Origin of the sequence: Mesorhizobium sp. M0037 (genome assembly GCF_040323635.1) — a bacterium.
Taxonomy (GTDB): Bacteria; Pseudomonadota; Alphaproteobacteria; order Rhizobiales; family Rhizobiaceae; genus Mesorhizobium.
In genome coordinates, this window is sequence record NZ_JAMYVB010000015.1 from 141,350 (window position 1) to 157,334 (window position 15,985).

General features: G+C 62.6%; 18 protein-coding genes. 11 read left to right on the forward strand and 7 right to left on the reverse strand.

Annotated elements, in window-relative coordinates; all coding sequences use genetic code 11:
• The first annotated feature begins 66 nt into the window (after positions 1-66).
• Positions 67-675, forward strand: a complete 609-nt coding sequence (locus tag NKJ78_RS22165) for a YqgE/AlgH family protein (RefSeq protein ID WP_023668405.1) — start codon at positions 67-69, stop codon at positions 673-675.
• A gap of 196 nt (positions 676-871) precedes the next feature.
• Here the strand turns inward: NKJ78_RS22165 and NKJ78_RS22170 are convergent, their stop codons facing one another.
• From NKJ78_RS22170 to thrC, 4 genes are read right to left on the reverse strand one after another with little or no spacing between them, the layout of a single operon-like run.
• On the reverse strand, positions 872-3,760 hold the full coding sequence (locus tag NKJ78_RS22170; RefSeq protein WP_023727477.1) for an EAL domain-containing protein: 2,889 nt from the start codon (positions 3,758-3,760) through the stop codon (positions 872-874).
• 3 nt (positions 3,761-3,763) lie between these two features.
• Positions 3,764-4,360, reverse strand: a complete 597-nt coding sequence (locus NKJ78_RS22175) for a GNAT family N-acetyltransferase (protein WP_023698526.1) — start codon at positions 4,358-4,360, stop codon at positions 3,764-3,766.
• 14 nt (positions 4,361-4,374) lie between these two features.
• On the reverse strand, positions 4,375-5,667 hold the full coding sequence (locus tag NKJ78_RS22180) for a M16 family metallopeptidase (protein ID WP_352460038.1): 1,293 nt from the start codon (positions 5,665-5,667) through the stop codon (positions 4,375-4,377).
• A gap of 14 nt (positions 5,668-5,681) precedes the next feature.
• Entirely contained in the window at positions 5,682-7,079 is a 1,398-nt protein-coding gene (thrC, locus tag NKJ78_RS22185) for a threonine synthase (protein WP_352460037.1), read from the reverse strand.
• 128 nt (positions 7,080-7,207) lie between these two features.
• On the opposite strand from thrC, the gene NKJ78_RS22190 reads away from it, so the two are divergent.
• The 7 genes from NKJ78_RS22190 (at position 7,208) to NKJ78_RS22220 (ending at position 10,486) form a co-directional block, all read left to right on the forward strand.
• Complete coding sequence (locus NKJ78_RS22190) at positions 7,208-7,939, forward strand: hypothetical protein (protein WP_023692064.1); 732 nt, start codon at positions 7,208-7,210, stop codon at positions 7,937-7,939.
• Between the two features lie 198 nt (positions 7,940-8,137).
• The gene (locus NKJ78_RS22195; RefSeq protein WP_352460036.1) at positions 8,138-8,461 is read left to right on the forward strand and encodes an ArsR/SmtB family transcription factor; all 324 of its coding nucleotides are present in this window, start codon (positions 8,138-8,140) and stop codon (positions 8,459-8,461) included.
• A complete protein-coding gene (locus tag NKJ78_RS22200) occupies positions 8,458-8,883 on the forward strand; it encodes an SRPBCC family protein (RefSeq protein ID WP_352460035.1) in 426 nt (141 codons plus the stop codon). The genes NKJ78_RS22195 and NKJ78_RS22200 overlap by 4 nt, the downstream gene beginning before the upstream one ends.
• A 57-nt stretch (positions 8,884-8,940) precedes the next feature.
• Positions 8,941-9,333, forward strand: coding sequence for a VOC family protein (locus NKJ78_RS22205; RefSeq protein WP_352460034.1), 393 nt, complete (start codon positions 8,941-8,943; stop codon positions 9,331-9,333).
• Positions 9,334-9,358: 25 nt separating this feature from the next.
• Positions 9,359-9,580, forward strand: coding sequence for a hypothetical protein (locus NKJ78_RS22210; protein ID WP_023668396.1), 222 nt, complete (start codon positions 9,359-9,361; stop codon positions 9,578-9,580).
• A 2-nt stretch (positions 9,581-9,582) separates the two neighbouring features.
• The gene (locus NKJ78_RS22215) at positions 9,583-10,041 is read left to right on the forward strand and encodes a DUF1801 domain-containing protein (RefSeq protein WP_023738494.1); all 459 of its coding nucleotides are present in this window, start codon (positions 9,583-9,585) and stop codon (positions 10,039-10,041) included.
• Between the two features lie 13 nt (positions 10,042-10,054).
• Positions 10,055-10,486, forward strand: a complete 432-nt coding sequence (locus NKJ78_RS22220; RefSeq protein WP_198018623.1) for a DUF1801 domain-containing protein — start codon at positions 10,055-10,057, stop codon at positions 10,484-10,486.
• Between the two features lie 5 nt (positions 10,487-10,491).
• Here the strand turns inward: NKJ78_RS22220 and NKJ78_RS22225 are convergent, their stop codons facing one another.
• The gene (locus NKJ78_RS22225; RefSeq protein WP_023738495.1) at positions 10,492-11,178 is read right to left on the reverse strand and encodes an HAD family hydrolase; all 687 of its coding nucleotides are present in this window, start codon (positions 11,176-11,178) and stop codon (positions 10,492-10,494) included.
• Between the two features lie 188 nt (positions 11,179-11,366).
• On the opposite strand from NKJ78_RS22225, the gene NKJ78_RS22230 reads away from it, so the two are divergent.
• Positions 11,367-12,500: a site-specific DNA-methyltransferase gene (locus NKJ78_RS22230; protein WP_023738496.1), complete on the forward strand. Its 1,134-nt coding sequence runs from the start codon at positions 11,367-11,369 to the stop codon at positions 12,498-12,500.
• 220 nt (positions 12,501-12,720) lie between these two features.
• Here NKJ78_RS22230 and NKJ78_RS22235 read toward each other — a convergent pair whose 3' ends face one another.
• Both NKJ78_RS22235 and mutY read right to left on the reverse strand, forming a co-directional pair.
• Positions 12,721-13,332, reverse strand: coding sequence for an HAD family hydrolase (locus NKJ78_RS22235; RefSeq protein WP_023738497.1), 612 nt, complete (start codon positions 13,330-13,332; stop codon positions 12,721-12,723).
• A 22-nt stretch (positions 13,333-13,354) separates the two neighbouring features.
• Complete coding sequence (gene mutY, locus NKJ78_RS22240) at positions 13,355-14,476, reverse strand: A/G-specific adenine glycosylase (protein ID WP_023738498.1); 1,122 nt, start codon at positions 14,474-14,476, stop codon at positions 13,355-13,357.
• Positions 14,477-14,526: 50 nt separating this feature from the next.
• Between mutY and NKJ78_RS22245 the strand changes: the two genes are divergently transcribed.
• Both NKJ78_RS22245 and NKJ78_RS22250 read left to right on the forward strand, forming a co-directional pair.
• Entirely contained in the window at positions 14,527-15,033 is a 507-nt protein-coding gene (locus tag NKJ78_RS22245) for a DUF721 domain-containing protein (RefSeq protein ID WP_023687168.1), read from the forward strand.
• 167 nt (positions 15,034-15,200) lie between these two features.
• The gene (locus NKJ78_RS22250) at positions 15,201-15,929 is read left to right on the forward strand and encodes a DsbA family protein (protein ID WP_023738499.1); all 729 of its coding nucleotides are present in this window, start codon (positions 15,201-15,203) and stop codon (positions 15,927-15,929) included.
• Positions 15,930-15,985: the final 56 nt, after the last annotated feature.

Consider the following 15,985-nt stretch of genomic DNA (forward strand, 5'->3'; position numbering starts at 1 on the left):
GGGCTTTGGCCGAATCGCACGCGGCGCATCTTTTCGGCGTCCCGGAAACGCGTTACGCTCCAGTCCATGGACTTGTTGCGCCACAAAAAGACAGCCGGTGGACGCGGCTTTCTTGACGACCAGTTTCTGATTGCCATGCCCGGCATGAAGGACGATCGCTTCACGCGCTCGGTCATCTACATCTGTGCGCACAGCGATGAAGGCGCCATGGGCCTGATCATCAACCAGACGCAACAGATGCTGTTTCCCGATCTTCTGGTGCAGCTCGGCATCATGAACGAACAGGAGGCGATCAGGCTGCCTGCGCAGGCCCGCGACTTCGTGGTGCGCAATGGCGGCCCGGTGGACCGCAGCCGCGGCTTCGTCCTTCACTCGGGCGACTACCGGGTGGAATCCTCGCTCACCGTCTCCGACGATATCTGCCTGACCGCGACGGTCGACATATTGCGCGCCATCTCGTCCGGCCGCGGCCCGCGGCGCGCTTTGATGGCGCTCGGCTATTCCGGCTGGGGCGCCGGCCAGCTGGAAACCGAGATCGCCGAGAATGGCTGGCTGACCTGTCCGGCCACGCCGGAGCTGCTGTTCGACGCCGACATCGAGCGGAAGTACGACCGCATCCTGGCATCGATCGGGATTGATCTGGCGCATTTGAGCCTGGCCGCGGGGCACGCCTGAAGCCTCGCCTTCGCCGACGTTCCGCCGAACCTTCGCGACTAGCCGAAGCCGCCCGCCACTTTCGTCATCCTAGGGTCTGCGCCGCGTCGCTGCGCTCCTTGCTTCGCCCTAGGATGACGAAGGCGCGGTCGCTTCAGCTAATTTTCGGGGTTCATTCCAATGTAACCACGCGCCTGCACGACGCATGCCTCACCCATCACGCCTGCGTCATCGGGTACTGTTCTTTCAACGCCTTCAGCACCTGGTCGCCTGGCATCGGCGCGCCGAACATGAAGCTTTGCACATATTCGCAGCCCATCTGGCGCAATTCCAGCGCATCGCTTTCGTCGGAAATGCCCTCGGCCACCACCGACAGGCCGAGTTCATGCGCCATGTTGACCATGGATTTGAGCAGCACCGCCCGCTTCGGCGTCGCGTCGTCGACGAAGCTCTTGTCGATCTTGATGGTGTCGAAGGGGAAGCGGGTCAGATAGGCGAGCGAGGAATAGCCGGTGCCGAAATCGTCCAGCGACAGGCCGATGCCGAGCTGCTTGAGTTTGGTCAGCACATGCGAGGTCTGCTCTGGATTGTCCATGACCAGCGATTCGGTAAGTTCGAGCCGGAAGCAGCGCGGCTTCAGATTGGCGCGGGCGATGACCGAGCGGACATCGCTGACCAGGTCGCGGCGGATCAGCTGGCGGCTGGACAGATTGACCGACACCGACAGCGGGGTGTCGCCGATCTGCTTTTGCCAGCCGGCGAGGTCTTCGGCCGCCTGCTGCATGGCAAACAGCCCAAGCTGCACGATCAGGCCACAGCTTTCGGCGACCGGGATGAAATCGCCCGGCGGGATCATGCCGCGGCGCGGATGGTCCCAACGCAGCAGCGCTTCGAAGCCGGCAATGCTGCCGTCCTCCAGCCGCACGATCGGCTGGTAGGCAAGGGTGAATTCGCGCCGCTCGATGGCGCGGCGCAGATCGGATTCGAATTGCAGCCGGTCGGTGCCGACGGTGCGGAAGGCCGGCCGGAACGGCTCGATCCTGTCGCCGCCGAAGCGCTTGGCCTGGTGCATGGCAAGCTCGGCGTCCTTGACCATGTCTTCTGCCGAAGTCTGCGCCGAGGTCCAGGTGATCAGGCCGATCGAGGCAGTCAGCACGATCTCGCGCTTGGCGAAGGTGATCGGGTTGTTGATGGCGTGCTTGATGGCGTCTGCCACCGCCGCGATGCGGGAGGGTTCCTGTTCGGAGAGCAGCATCAGGGCGAACTGGTCACCGGCAAAGCGCGACAGCGAATCCTTAGGTTTCAACAGCCGGTGCAAGCGGCGCGCAATGGTGAGCAGGATGGTGTCGCCGGCCGAGATGCCAAGCCCGTCATTGACCTGCTTGAAACGGTCGATGTCGATGACGAAGACGGTGGGGCGCACCTTCTCTTCGGTGCGCGCGATCGAGATGATGGCTTCCAGCCGGTTCATCAGAAGTTCGCGGTTGGGCAGGCCGGTCAGATTGTCGTGAACGGCATCGTGCAGCAGCCTTTCCTCGGACTTTTTCTGCTCGGTAACGTCGACCATGGTGCCGACGCAGCGAATCACTTCGCCATCCGAGCCGATCACCGGCCGCGCCCGAAGCAAGAACCAGTGGTAGTGCCCGTCGGCGCCGCGCAGGCGGAAATTCTGCGAGACCCGGCCGCGCCGATGTTCGAGCACCACGTCGAGGGTGGTGCGGAACGTGTCGCGGTCGTCGGCATGCAGCACCGGCAGCCAGTTGCGGGCCGCACCCCCCAGGCTGTTGGGCGCCAGGCCAAGCTGGATGCTGACGTCGGGCTTGGTGACGACGCGGTCGCGCAGCACGTCCCAGTCCCACACCGTGTCGCCGGAGCCGGCCACGGCCAGCGCCTGGCGCTCGAGATCGGAGAACAGGCCCTGATGCAGCGCGCCGCCGGCAAAGGCATGCTGCATGACGGTGAAGCCGATCAAAAGGATGATCAGGATCAGCCCGCCGCCCAATGCCGGCTGGGCGATGTCGTTGTCGAGCATGCCGGTGATCGCCATCCACGACCCGCACAGCCATAGCAGCACCATCACCCAACTGGGCACCAGCATGATCGCACGGTCGTAACCACGAAGACCGAGCAGGATGATGAGGCCGAGCCCGGTCAGCGCGGTGGCGGCAAAGGACAGCCGGGCAATACCGGCGGCGACGGCCGGATCGATGATGGCCACACCGGCAATCAGCACCAGGCCGAGGATCCAGACCAGCGCGCCATAGCTGAAATGGCCGTGCCACCGGTTGAGGTTGAGATAGGCGAACAGGAACACCACGAAGGTCGCCGCAAGCGCCACCTCCGTTCCCGCCCGCCACATCTGCTCGTTCCCGGGCGATATCTCTATGATCTTGTTTAGAAAGCCGAAATCGACGCAGATATAGGCAAGTACCGCCCACGCAAGTGCGGCTGTCGCCGGAAACATCGAGGTTCCCTTGACGACGAAAAGGATGGTCAGGAAGAGCGCCAGCAGCCCGGCGATGCCGATGACGATGCCGCGGAACAGCGTATAGGAATTGACCGAGTCCTTGTAGGCTTCCGGCTCCCATAGATAGACCTGCGGCAGCTTCGGCGAGGCGAGTTCGGCGATGAAGGTGATCACCGTTCCCGGGTTCAGCGTCACCCGGAACACGTCGGCGTCGGAGCTTGACTGGCGGTCGAGCGCGAATCCCTCGCTGGGGGTGATCGCGGCGATGCGGGTGGCGCCGAGATCGGGCCAGAAGATGCCGGAATTCACCAGCCGGAAATGCGGCGCCACGATCAGCCGGTCGAGCTGCTGGTCGGTGGTGTTGGCGAGCGCGAACACCGCCCAGTCGCCGCTCGAGCGCGCGTCATTGGCCTCGACCTCGATGCGCCGCACGATGCCGTCGGGACCGGGCGCGGTCGACACCTGGAAGTTTTCGCCCTGATTGACGTAGATCTGGACGGCGCGCGACAGGTCGAGCGCTACGTCGTCGCGGGCAATCTTGATCGGTTCGACGGCGAAGGCCGGTAGCGCCGCGCAAAGCGTGACGACAGCCGCCAGAACAAAGGCCAACAGCGACCCGTTTCGCAGGAAATTCGTCAAAAATCAGTCCTTCGTTCCAGCGCCCGGTGGATCGTCCGCGATCCGGGCGTAGAGGTAGTGGTCCTGCCAGATGCCGTTGATCCTGAGGTAGGATCGCAGAAGTCCTTCGCGCCGGAATCCGGCTTTTTCAAGCACGCGGATCGACCGGATATTGTCGGGAATACAGGCAGCTTCGATCCGGTGCAACCTCAGCGTATCGAAGGCGAAGCGGCAGACCACCTTGACCGCGTCGGTCATCAGGCCGCGGCCGCCAAACCGCTCCCCGATCCAGTACCCGACATGGCCGCTTTGCGAGACGCCGTGGCGTATATTGCCGAGCGTAATGCCGCCGGCAAGCTTGCCGCTCGCCTTCTCGAAGATGAAGAAGGCGATGGCTGTCCCCTGCGCATAGTCTTCGCGGTAGCGGCCGATGCGCAGCCGCCAGGCGGTGCGGTCGAGTTCATCGGGCGTCCAGCGCGGCTCCCACGGTTCGAGGAAGGCACGGCTTTCGCCGCGCACCGCTGACCATTCGCGATAGTCGTTGGTGTAGGGCACGCGCAGCATGACCCGGTCGCCTTTCAGTGCCGGCAGGTCACGGCGAAAGAAAGGGAGCGCGAACACCGGCGCTTGAAGGCTTAGACGGCGAGCTTGCGGGCCGTGGTGTGCGTGCCCGCAAGCGAATCGAGAATCGCCTCATAGGGCGCGAGCGTACCCACCGGTCCAACCGCGGTCAGCGTCGGCTTGGTCGAAAACAGCCGGGACGAAAGGTCGGTCAGCCGCTCGACGGTCAGCGCCGACAGCCGTTCCATCAATTCCTCCTTGGCGATCGGCCGGCCGAACAGAAGCAGCTGCCTGGCGATCTGCGAGGCGCGGCTGGCCGGGCTTTCAGCCGACATGATCAGGCCGGCGCGATATTGCGCGCGGGCGCGGTCGAGCTCTTCCTGAAGGATATTCTCGCCGGCCTTCTGCAGCTCGTCGATAATGACCGGCACCAGTTCGGCAATGTCGCTCTGCCCGGTCGCGGCATGAACGCCGAAGATGCCGGTATCGGAAAAACCCCAGTGGAAGGCATAGACCGAATAGCACAGGCCACGCTTTTCGCGGACCTCCTGGAACAGCCGGGACGACATGCCGCCGCCGAGGATCATCGACAGCACCTGCGAAGCGTAGAAATCGCGCACATGATAGGCTCGGCCTTCGAAGCCGAGCACGATCTGCGCGTCCATCAGGTCGCGATCCTCGCGGAAATCGCCGCCGACATACTGCGCATATTGCGGCATCGTGCTGTCGGACTTGCTGCGGAAACCGCCGAGCTGATTTTCGACCTCGCGCACGAAATTGTCGTGCTTAATGTCGCCTGCCGCCACGATCACCATCTTCTCGGCGCCATACTGGCGCTCTATGAAATCATGCAGCTGTTTGGAGGTGAAGGATTTGACGGTTTCCGGCGTGCCGAGGATCGAGCGGCCGATCGTCTGGTGGCGGAAGGCGGTCTCGGTGAAACGGTCGAAGACGATGTCGTCGGGCGTGTCGTGCGCGGCGCCGATCTCCTGCAGGATCACATGCTGCTCGCGCTCCAGTTCCTCTGGGTCGAATTCGGACTCCTGCAGGATATCGGCAAGGATATCCACCGCCAGCGGCACATCGTCGGACAGCACCCTGGCGTAATAGGACGTCGTCTCGACTGATGTGGCGGCATTGATCTCGCCGCCGACATCCTCGATTTCCGAGGCGATCTCGAAGGCCGTCCGCCTTTTCGTACCCTTGAAGGCCATATGCTCGAGCAGATGGGCCATTCCGTGCTCGTCGTCACGCTCATTGCGGGCGCCGGACTTGACCCAGGCGCCAAGGGCAACGGATTCGAGGCTTGGAAGGGTTTCGGTGGCGACTGTCAGGCCGTTCGACAGACGGCTTACCTCAACACCCATATGGCAAGTACTCCCTAACGCGCTGCCCTTGAGTGGCGGCTCACGTAATCTTCCACCATTTTCAGGTCGGATGGAAGTACCGTGTACTTTTCGTCGGCTGACATCAAGGACCCCAGCCATGCGGGCAGGGCCGGCGACACGCCGCAGGCGGCTTCGACCGCGGCCGGGAACTTGGCCGGGTGCGCCGTGCCCAGCACCACCATCGGCACTGCACCGTCAGCCTTGCCGGCGGCGACATGCACGGCCGCGGCCGTGTGCGGATCGAGCAGATAATTGCTGGATTCGAGCGTTGAACGGATGGTGGCGGCAACCTCGTCCATATCAGCGCGTCCGGCGTCGAATTCGGACCGCATCCGGTCGATTTCCGCGGTTTCGATGGTGAAGGCGCCGGATTGCTTGAGGCCGGCCATGTAACGCCGCACCGTCTCTGCGTTACGGTCGCAGGCCTCGAACAGCAGCCGCTCGAAGTTCGACGATACCTGGATGTCCATCGATGGCGACGTCGTCGCAAACACACCCTTGGTGCGGTATTCACCGGTCGCGAAAGTGCGCGCCAATATGTCGTTGTCGTTGGTGGCGACGATCAGCCGCTCGATCTGCAGGCCCATCTTCTTGGCGGCGTAACCGGCGAAAATATCGCCGAAATTGCCGGTCGGCACGGTAAAGGAGACCGGCCTGTCCGGCGCGCCGAGCGAAAGCGCCGAGGAAAAATAATAGACGATCTGGGCCATGATGCGGGCCCAGTTGATCGAATTGACGCCCGACAGCGACACGCGATCACGAAAACGATGATCGTTGAACATATCCTTCAGCAGGCCCTGGCAATCGTCGAAATTGCCTTCGATCGCCAGCGCCTGGACGTTGGCGGCAGTCGATGTCGTCATCTGCCGCTGCTGCACCGGCGAGACGCGGCCATGCGGGAACATCACGAAAATGTCAGTTCGGTCGCGGCCGGCAAAGGCATCGATGGCGGCGCCGCCAGTGTCACCCGAGGTCGCGCCGACGATGGTGGCGCGCTGGCCACGCTCAGTCAGTACATGGTCCATCAGCCGAGCAAGCAGCTGCATGGCAACGTCCTTGAAGGCCAGCGTCGGACCGTGGAAGAGCTCGAGGATGAACGTGTTGGCGCCGGTCTGCACCAGCGGGCAGACGGCCCGGTGGCGGAAGGTGGCATAGGCTTCTCGCACCAGGCGCTCGAAGACGGGTGCGGCGATCTCGCCGCCGAGGAACGGCGTCAGCACGCGGATGGCGAGGTCCGCATATGGCAGGCCGCGCATGGCGCGGATCTCGGCTGCCGAAAACTGCGGCCATGTCTGCGGCACATAAAGCCCGCCGTCGCGGGCCAGCCCCGCCAGCACCGCATCGGCAAATCCAAGCACGGGTGCATCCCCGCGGGTACTCACATAGCGCATCGTCAAAGGTCCATTGCTGCCGCCGGTTTCATCCACGGCAATTGGTTAATTTTCCGAGCCGCCTCAGTCGCATTTTTGCCGTGGCGTTGCTATACGTCACCAACTTTGCGAGAGGGAAGTGCAGTTTCATGGCGTTTCATAAGTTCAACCGTCGCTTTGTCGCGGGTCTGGCGCTAACCGGCTTTATGCTTGCCGCCGCCGGTTGCCAATCGAGCGACAATGGCATCCTCAATCTCGGTTTCGGCAAGAAGACCGACCCGAATGCGCCAATACCGCCTCAGGATCCCAAGGTTCTCGCCAGCCAGTTGCAGGCCTACTGCCCGAAAGTGACGGTGCGGGACGGCACCGCATACTTCAATACCTACGCCAAGGGCGCGCCGCAGCCGAAAAAGAAAAAGGCTGATGCAACACAGGATGCCGAGGCCGCTGCCGCCGCGCAGACGGCGCCTGACGGCTCCATCGTCGATCCGAACAAGGATCCGGCCAAGATCATCTACCAGGCCTCGATCAGCGATGTGAGCCGCGATTGCAGCCGTGCCAACGGCCAGTTGACGATGAAGGTTGGCGTTGCCGGCAAGATCGTGCCGGGACCGCTGTTCGCCCCCGGCACCATCACCATGCCGATCCGCATTGCCGTCATGCACGGCCCCGACGTACTTTATTCGCAGATCCACCCCTATCAGATCCAGGTCAGCGATCCCTCGACCGCCACCCAGTTCGTGTTCACCGATCCCAACGTCGTCGTGCCCGAACCTTCCGCCCGGGATTACACTGTCTATGCCGGCTATGACGACACCGCGCCGGCGGCGGCGGACAAGAAGTCCGGCAAGAAAAAGAAGCGCGCTCCCGCGACGAACTAAGCGCCTGGGCGCCGTCGCTGCTGCGACGGTGCCGGTCAACTCTTTGAAACATCCAACGATCCGATCGTGATCCTGCAGGTGTGCGCCTGCGGGCAGGTCGCGTCTGCCTTTAAATCTCGATCCATTCCGCCAGCGCACTTGACTCATCCATAGCCCGGCGGTTATACGTAAATCAATATCTCGCAGGTTATCGATCCTATGCCAGACGCCCACGATACTTTGTTCAGAACGCTTGCCGACCCGACCCGGCGGTCCATCTTCGAGCGCCTTTGCCGCCAGGGTGAGCAGACCGTGGGGGCGCTGACGGCGCAGTCCGGGGTTTCGCAACCGGCGGTGTCGAAGCATCTCGGCGTCCTGAAGCTGGCCGGGCTGGTGCGTGACCGCCACGCCGGACGCCAGACCCACTACAGCGCCCAGCCCGAGGCACTTGGTCCGCTGACCGACTGGACAGTTCAAATGACAGGATTCTGGGAGGGCCGCTTCGATGACCTCGAGAACCTGCTGAAAAGGATGGACCAGTGAGCAATCCCGAACTGCGCACCGTCGTCGTCGAACGTGAAATATCCTGGCCGGCGGAGAAGATCTGGCGCGCGTTGACGCAGCCGCATCTGATGGAGGAATGGCTCATGAAGAACGATTTCAAGCCTGTCGTCGGCCACAGCTTCAATCTTCGCGGCGACTGGGGCGGCGTGCTCGATTGCGAGGTCCTCGCCGTCGAGCAAGGCAGGACGCTGTCCTACAGCTGGGATTTTGCGCATGAGGATGCCGCCTACAATCTGAAGAGCGTGGTGACGTTCACGCTCACGCCCACCAGCACGGGGACCCATCTGCGCGTCGAGCAGTCGGGCTTCCAGCCGAGCCAGAAGCAGGCCTATGGCGGCGCCAGGGCCGGGTGGCAGCAATTTCTCACCAAGCTGGAGCAGCTTCTGGCGAAGCCGGATTGAAGCCTGCCGGTACCATGCCCTGACTGCGGGGCACCGAATGCAAAAAGGACAAAATCGATGAAGATCAAGCTGACCAGCGTCTATGTGGACAACCAGGACAACGCACTGCGCTTCTACACCGACGTGCTGGGCTTTGCCGTGAAGGCCGACTTCAGCAATGGGCCTTTTCGTTGGCTGACCGTCACCTCACCCGATGAGCCCGACGGAATCGAGCTACAGCTGGCGCTCAACGACAACCCGGCCGCCAAGGCCTACCAGCAGGCCATCTTCAAGCAGGGGCAGCCCGCGCTCATGCTGTTCACCGACGAGGTCAAGGGTGATTACGAGCGCATCAAGGGACGCGGCGGTGCGTTCGCCATGGCGCCGACAGAAGTGACCGGCTCGACCATCGCCCAGCTCAACGACAGCTGCGGCAATCTGATCCAGATCACCCAGCTGGCGCGTTGGTAGGCGCTGGTTTCAAGAGGAGGTTGCAATGAATTTGAGCAAATGGATACGTCAAACCCATCGTTGGCTGTCGATCATCTTCACGCTGACCGTGGCAGCCAATTTCATCACCATGGCGTTCGGGCAACCTCCGGCCTGGGTGGTCTATTCGCCGCTGCTGCCGCTCTTCCTGCTGCTGTTCAGTGGCCTCTACATGTTCGTGCTGCCTTACGTCGCGAGATCGCGTGGCGAGCAGGGCGCGCAAGGGTAGGAATGGCCAAGGCGCTGGGAAAATCGAAGGTCGCAAAACCGGCCCCAGACAAGCCGGAAAAGCCGGTCCTGCTTTCGGGCGGCAACCCGCAGATCCCGAAGGCCTATGGGGACGCTCCGGTGCAGGCCTATATCGCGGCCATGCCGGGCTGGAAAAGCGATGTCGGGCGCCGGATCGACGCACTTATCGTCAGCGCCGTCCCCGGCGTCTACAAGGCGATGAAGTGGAACTCACCGTTCTATGGCATCGAGGGCGAGGGTTGGTTCCTCAGCCTGCATTGCTTCACCAGATACGTCAAAGTCGCCTTCTTTCGCGGCACGTCGCTCGATCCTGTGCCTCCCGGCGGTTCCAGGCAAAAGGAAGTGCGCTATCTCGACATCCATGAAGGCGAAGAGATCGACGAAGCCCGCTTCGCCTCCTGGGTGAAGCAGGCCAGCCGATTGCCCGGCGAGAAGATGTGAACGGAGGCAGACCATGAAGACCAGTATGTCGAGCAAAGACGAGGGAGGCGCCTCTGCCTCCGAGCGGATAGATGCCCGAATCCGGGAGCTGGACGATTGGCGGGGCAAGACGTTGGCCAGCCTGCGCAAGACCATCCTCGACGCCGATCCGGAAATCATCGAGGAGTGGAAGTGGATGGGCAGCCCGGTATGGTCGCGCGACGGCATGATCGCCGTCGGCAACGCTCACAAGGACAAGGTGAAGCTGACCTTTTCCCATGGCGCCAGCCTGCCGGATCCCGACAGGCTGTTCAACAACGGGCTCAACGGCAAGGTGTGGCGTGCCATGGATGTGTCGGAGGGCGACGAGATCGATGCGGATGCGCTGAAAGCGCTCGTCCGTGCCGCGATTGCCTACAACAGGGCAAAGAAGAAACCGGCCAAGTCGGCCAAAGCCAAGGACTGATCGGTTCAGGCGTCCGACCAGTCCGACAGAGCGGCAATCACACTTTTCAGTTCGGCCCAGCGGCGGATGACGGTTTCGGCGCCGGCTTCGGTCAGCACATCGGCATGGCCGGGATAGCTGTGCGCGGCGCCGGTGAAGCCGATCACGCGCATGCCGGCGGCCCTGGCGCCGGTGACGCCGTGCACCGAATCCTCGATGACGAAGGTGTTTGCCGGATTGGCGTTGAGTTGCTCCGCCGCGATCAGGAACACATCCGGCGCGGGCTTGGTTTTCTTGCTTGGTATTTCCAGCGCCGAAAAAATCCGGCCGGCGAAGAACGGCAGCAGGCCCACTTTCTCCAGCATGAACTCGATCCGCTCCAAGCGTGAGTTCGAGCAGACGCAGCGCGGCGCTGTCACTGCGGCCACAGCCTCGCGCACGCCGTCGATGGCGCGCACGTCGCTGCGCAGTTTGCGGTCAACCAGCTCTTCGGCCCGGTCGATCATCGAGGCCTGGAACGGGATCGCGGACTTCGCCTCGACCCGCATCATTATGTCCTTGAAGGTCAGTCCGGCATAGGTTTCGGCGTATTCCTCGGCCGAGATTTCATATCCGGCCAAGGTCAGCAATTCGGCCTCGACGCGGGCTGCGATGATTTCGGAATCGACGAGCACGCCGTCGCAATCGAAGATGACAAGATCTGGCTGGGGCATGGCAATCCGAACGAGGGAGGGTGATGGAGGCCCGGCAAGGCTCAAGCGGCGCGACATACACCAACGGGCCGGGCTGCGCAAATTGACGACGTCAGGGCTGCCTGGACCGTTGCGTCCTTCACCGAATATTTACGCTGATCGGTAACCATAACGTGGAGTAAACAGTAACGCGTGCCTTGGGTGTAAAAATGTCTGCCGTGCGTCTTGTCGCCGACCTCTCCCACGCCCCCCCGCAATCCGAGTGGCTGGACACGATCCTCAAGGGCGATTGTGTCGCCGCGCTCGACCGGCTGCCGGAAAAATCCATCGACGTCATCTTCGCCGATCCGCCTTACAATCTGCAACTCGACGGCGATTTGCACCGGCCCGACCAGTCCAAGGTTGACGCCGTCGACGATGACTGGGACCAGTTCGAGAGTTTCGAGGCCTATGACGCCTTCACCCGCGCCTGGCTCCTGGCGGCACGCCGCGTGCTGAAGCCCAATGGCACCATCTGGGTCATCGGCTCCTACCACAACATCTTCCGCGTCGGCGCCAAAATGCAGGATCTCGGCTTCTGGATCCTCAACGATGTCGTCTGGCGCAAGACCAACCCAATGCCGAACTTCCGCGGCCGCCGCTTCCAGAACGCGCATGAGACCATGATCTGGGCCTCGCGCGACCAGAAGGGCAAGGGCTATACCTTCAATTACGAAGCCATGAAGGCGTCGAACGACGACATCCAGATGCGCTCCGACTGGCTGTTCCCGATCTGCACTGGCGGCGAGCGGCTGAAGAACGACAATGGCGACAAGCTGCATCCGACGCAGAAGCCGGAAGCGCTGCTCGCCCGCATCATGATGGCTTCGACCAAGCCGGGCGACATCGTGCTCGACCCATTCTTCGGCTCCGGCACCACCGGCGCCGTGGCCAAGCGGCTCGGCCGTCACTTCGTCGGCATCGAGCGCGAACAGGTCTATATCGACGCCGCCAACGAGCGCATCGATGCCGTGCGGCCGCTGGAAAGCGCCGATCTCACCGTGCTCACCGGCAAGCGCGCCGAGCCGCGCGTCGCCTTCGTCAGCCTGATCGATACCGGTCTGATGCAGCCCGGCGCCACGCTCTATGACGCCAAGAAGCGCTGGTCGGCCAAGGTACGCGCCGACGGCACGGTGGCGATCGGCGACAGCGCCGGCTCGATCCACAAGATCGGCGCCGAAGTGCAGGGCCTGGACGCCTGCAACGGCTGGACCTTCTGGCACTATGAGCGCTCGGGCGGCCTGACCCCGATCGACGAACTGCGCCGCATCGCCAGGCTCGGCATGGAACGGGCAGGGGCTTGAGATTCAAGGTTTAAATTCGGCGCTCTACGACGGCCCCCCTCTGCCCTGCCGGGCATCTCCCCCACGAGGGGGGAGATTGCGCGTTTCATTGTTTTCGCCAACTTTCAACGTTGTAAGAAAGAGCCGTGGGCGAGCTGCCAATCTCCCCCCTCGTGGGGGAGATGCCCGGCAGGGCAGAGGGGGGCGCCATAAAGCGCTACCTTCGACCCCTCTGCGTAGCTCAGGTCGCGATGCCATACCGCTCAAGGTCCGCCTTGAGCGTTTTTGCATCTGTGAACAGCACAGCATTCCAGCCGGCGGCCCTGGCGCCATCGACATTCCTGGGGCTGTCGTCGATGAACAGCGTGGCTGACGGTTCGAGCTCGAACGCGGCAACGTGATGGTCGTAGATGGCGCGGTCGGGCTTGATCTCACGGATATCGGCCGACACGGTCACGCCGCGCGGGCGGCTAAGGAAATCGAAGCGCAGTCTTGCCTCGGCAAGCGTGTCGGCGGCGAAGTTCGTCAGCATGGTCACGTCGTGGCCGCTCTCGATCAGGCCGAGCATGATGGCGACGCTGTCCTCATATGCATGCGGCACCATGTCGTTCCAATAGCGTCGGAAATTGCGAATGTTTTCAGCATGATCCGGGTAATCCGCGATCAGCAGCGCTTCCGCCTCTTCCCACGTCCGGCCACGATCCTGCTCGATGTTCCAGTCATGCGTGCAGACATTGTCGAAGAACCACTTGCGCTCTTCGGCATCGGGAATGAGGCGGCTGAACGGAATGTTCGGATCGTAGTGGAGCAAGACGCGGCCGATGTCGAACACGATATGGCGGATTTCAGTCATTTCTGGCCTTTCAAAGCGAATGCTAGTCAATCGGGCGGTGTTTTTTGGTTGCGCCCGGTATCGCTGCTTCGATGACCTTTTTCATGACGGTCGGCAGCGCTTCTCCGGAAATGTCATGGGCCAGCGACCAGAAATGCCCTTCCGGCGCATCACTTTTCACTTGAGCGTGAAAAACTTCGAGCTCGAGCGCGAAATGGGTGAAGACATGCGCGATCTCTCCGGCGCGCCGCCAGTCCGCAGGGAAGGGCGCTGCTTGGGCAGTCGTCGCGCCGTCTATCCGGGCTGTCCAATCTGTGGTCGGCACCTCGGTCATGCCGCCGAGCAGGCCCTTGTCAGGCCGCTTGCGCAACAGGATGGCGCCGTCGCCGCGCTCGGCGACGAAGGCGGCACCCCGCCTGAGTGGTTTGTCGACCTTGGGCAGGCGGACCGGGAAGCGCTCGGGGTCGCCGGACAGGATGGCGCTGCAATCCTCGCGCACCGGGCACAGCATGCAGCGCGGCCGTCTTGGCGTGCAGATCGTAGCGCCGAGGTCCATCATCGCCTGGGCGAAGTCGCCCGGCCTTGTCTGCGGAACCAGTCTTTCGACGAGCGCGCGGATTTCAGGCTTTGCCTCGCTGAGCGGCGTTGCGATCGAATAGAGCCGCGAGATGACACGTTCGACATTGCCGTCGACGACCGCCGCCGGACGGTCGAAGGCGATCGCCGCGATCGCCGCCGCCGTATAGGCGCCGATCCCCGGCAATTCCCTCAATCCCGTTTCGTTGTCGGGAAAACGGCCGCCCTGGCTCGCAACCAGATCGGCGCAGGCCTTGAGGTTGCGCGCTCGTGAATAATAGCCGAGCCCGGCCCAGGCCTTCATCACATCCTCGGCCGGCGCAGCCGCCAGCGCCTTCACATCAGGCCATTTCTCGACAAAGGCGCGAAAATAGGATTTTACCGCTTCGACCGTGGTCTGCTGCAGCATCACTTCCGAAAGCCAGATGCGATAGGGGTCCGGCGGTGCACCGCCGGCCGCGGCGTGCGGCGTGATCCGCCACGGCAGTTCGCGATGGTGCGCGTCGTACCAGGCAAGCAGACGCGCGGCGATCTCTCCCGATAGAGTTGGTCCGGATGCGGCCTTGCGGGTCTGTTCGTGCAGTGCCATTGATCGCGGGCTGGCTCTAGGCTGGTGAGGAGCGTGGCTGGAGAACGTACATGGCAGGGAGAACGCCTTACGGCAATCCCGTTCCGGTGAGCGATCTCGCGACCGCGATCCTCGACCCCGTGCTGCGCAAGCGGGCCGGCATTTCGATCGGGCTGGTGCAGTCATGGGAAGAGATCGCCGGCCCCAGGCTCGCCGGCCATTCGCGCCCCGAAAAAATCCAGTGGCCGCGCCGCATGCATGAGGACGATCCGTTCGAGCCGGCGGTGCTGGTCATCGCCTGCGAGGGCATGGCCGCGCTGCACCTACAGCACGAGACCGGCGAGATCATCAACCGCGTCAATGCCTTTCTCGGCTTCAACGCGATCGGCAGGATCCGGATCGTGCAAAAGCCGGTGCTGAGGGACAAAGCCCGGCCGAAACCGACGCCGAGAGCACTGACTTCTGTCGAAAAGGCCAAATTGTCGGATACCGTCGGCAAGATCGAGGATGAAGGCTTGCGCGCCTCGCTGGAGCGTCTTGGCGCCACAATTCTTGGCCAAAGGAAGCGGCCAAGGTAATCAACCGGCAATCAGTCGGTCATGAACGCGTCATCTATCTCGCGCATTCGTGATCCTGCATGTAGAGTTTGGCGATTGGAATGGGGACGGCGATGCCTTAATTCCCGCCAACTCTCGCCTTTTCTAGCCTTTGCGTTGCAAAATCAAACCACAGTCAGGTGATTCGCATGAACCGTAGCTTGTCCCGCAGAAACCTCCTGTCTTCGCTGGCCGTCATTCCGGCAGTGGCTATGCTCGCCGCATGCAGCGATTCAGGCGAGGATGCCAAAGCAGCGGATGTGAAGCCTGCGGCTCCCGCGCCTGCTTCGACGCCTGCCACTCCGGCCGCCGTCAAGGTCCCGGAGTCTTCCGGCAATGTCGAGATGGCCGAACTGCTGAAGCCCGGCGCTTTGCCCGACAAGCAGCTCGGCAAGGATGACGCCAAGGTCACCATCGTCGAATATGCCTCGATGACCTGCCCGCATTGTGCGCATTTCGCCGCGACCACCTTCCCTGAGTTGAAGACCAAATACATCGACACCGGCAAGGCGCGTTACATCCTGCGCGAATTCCCATTCGATCCGAGCGCCGAGGCCGGTTTCATGCTGGCGCGCTGTTCGAAGGACAATTATTTCCCGATGGTCGACGTGCTGTTCAAGCAGCAGGCCAACTGGGTCGGCGTCAACAATACCAAGGATGCGCTGCTGCAGATCTCCAAGCTCGCCGGTTTTACACAGGAGTCCTTCGAGGCCTGCTTGACGGACCAGAAACTTCTGGACGATGTGAGATCGGTCCAGAAGCGCGGCGCCGATGAATTCAAGGTCGACTCGACGCCGACCTTCTTCATCAACGGGAAAACCTACAAAGGTGCGATGTCGATTGAGGAAATATCGGCCATCATCGACCCTCTGCTCTGACGTCCAGGCGGCGCCGGAGCGACTGCGCTTCGGCGTCAGCGCACCTTTGTGCCTTC

Coding starts and splice junctions, on each gene's coding strand:
- NKJ78_RS22165 (WP_023668405.1), top strand. CDS start 67: ATGGACTTGTTGCGCCACAAAAAGACAGCCGGTGGACGCGGCTTTCTT.
- NKJ78_RS22180 (WP_352460038.1), bottom strand. CDS start 5,667: ATGGGTGTTGAGGTAAGCCGTCTGTCGAACGGCCTGACAGTCGCCACC.
- thrC (WP_352460037.1), bottom strand. CDS start 7,079: ATGCGCTATGTGAGTACCCGCGGGGATGCACCCGTGCTTGGATTTGCC.
- NKJ78_RS22190 (WP_023692064.1), top strand. CDS start 7,208: ATGGCGTTTCATAAGTTCAACCGTCGCTTTGTCGCGGGTCTGGCGCTA.
- NKJ78_RS22195 (WP_352460036.1), top strand. CDS start 8,138: ATGCCAGACGCCCACGATACTTTGTTCAGAACGCTTGCCGACCCGACC.
- NKJ78_RS22205 (WP_352460034.1), top strand. CDS start 8,941: ATGAAGATCAAGCTGACCAGCGTCTATGTGGACAACCAGGACAACGCA.
- NKJ78_RS22210 (WP_023668396.1), top strand. CDS start 9,359: ATGAATTTGAGCAAATGGATACGTCAAACCCATCGTTGGCTGTCGATC.
- NKJ78_RS22215 (WP_023738494.1), top strand. CDS start 9,583: ATGGCCAAGGCGCTGGGAAAATCGAAGGTCGCAAAACCGGCCCCAGAC.
- NKJ78_RS22220 (WP_198018623.1), top strand. CDS start 10,055: ATGAAGACCAGTATGTCGAGCAAAGACGAGGGAGGCGCCTCTGCCTCC.
- NKJ78_RS22225 (WP_023738495.1), bottom strand. CDS start 11,178: ATGCCCCAGCCAGATCTTGTCATCTTCGATTGCGACGGCGTGCTCGTC.
- NKJ78_RS22230 (WP_023738496.1), top strand. CDS start 11,367: ATGTCTGCCGTGCGTCTTGTCGCCGACCTCTCCCACGCCCCCCCGCAA.
- NKJ78_RS22235 (WP_023738497.1), bottom strand. CDS start 13,332: ATGACTGAAATCCGCCATATCGTGTTCGACATCGGCCGCGTCTTGCTC.
- mutY (WP_023738498.1), bottom strand. CDS start 14,476: ATGGCACTGCACGAACAGACCCGCAAGGCCGCATCCGGACCAACTCTA.
- NKJ78_RS22245 (WP_023687168.1), top strand. CDS start 14,527: ATGGCAGGGAGAACGCCTTACGGCAATCCCGTTCCGGTGAGCGATCTC.
- NKJ78_RS22250 (WP_023738499.1), top strand. CDS start 15,201: ATGAACCGTAGCTTGTCCCGCAGAAACCTCCTGTCTTCGCTGGCCGTC.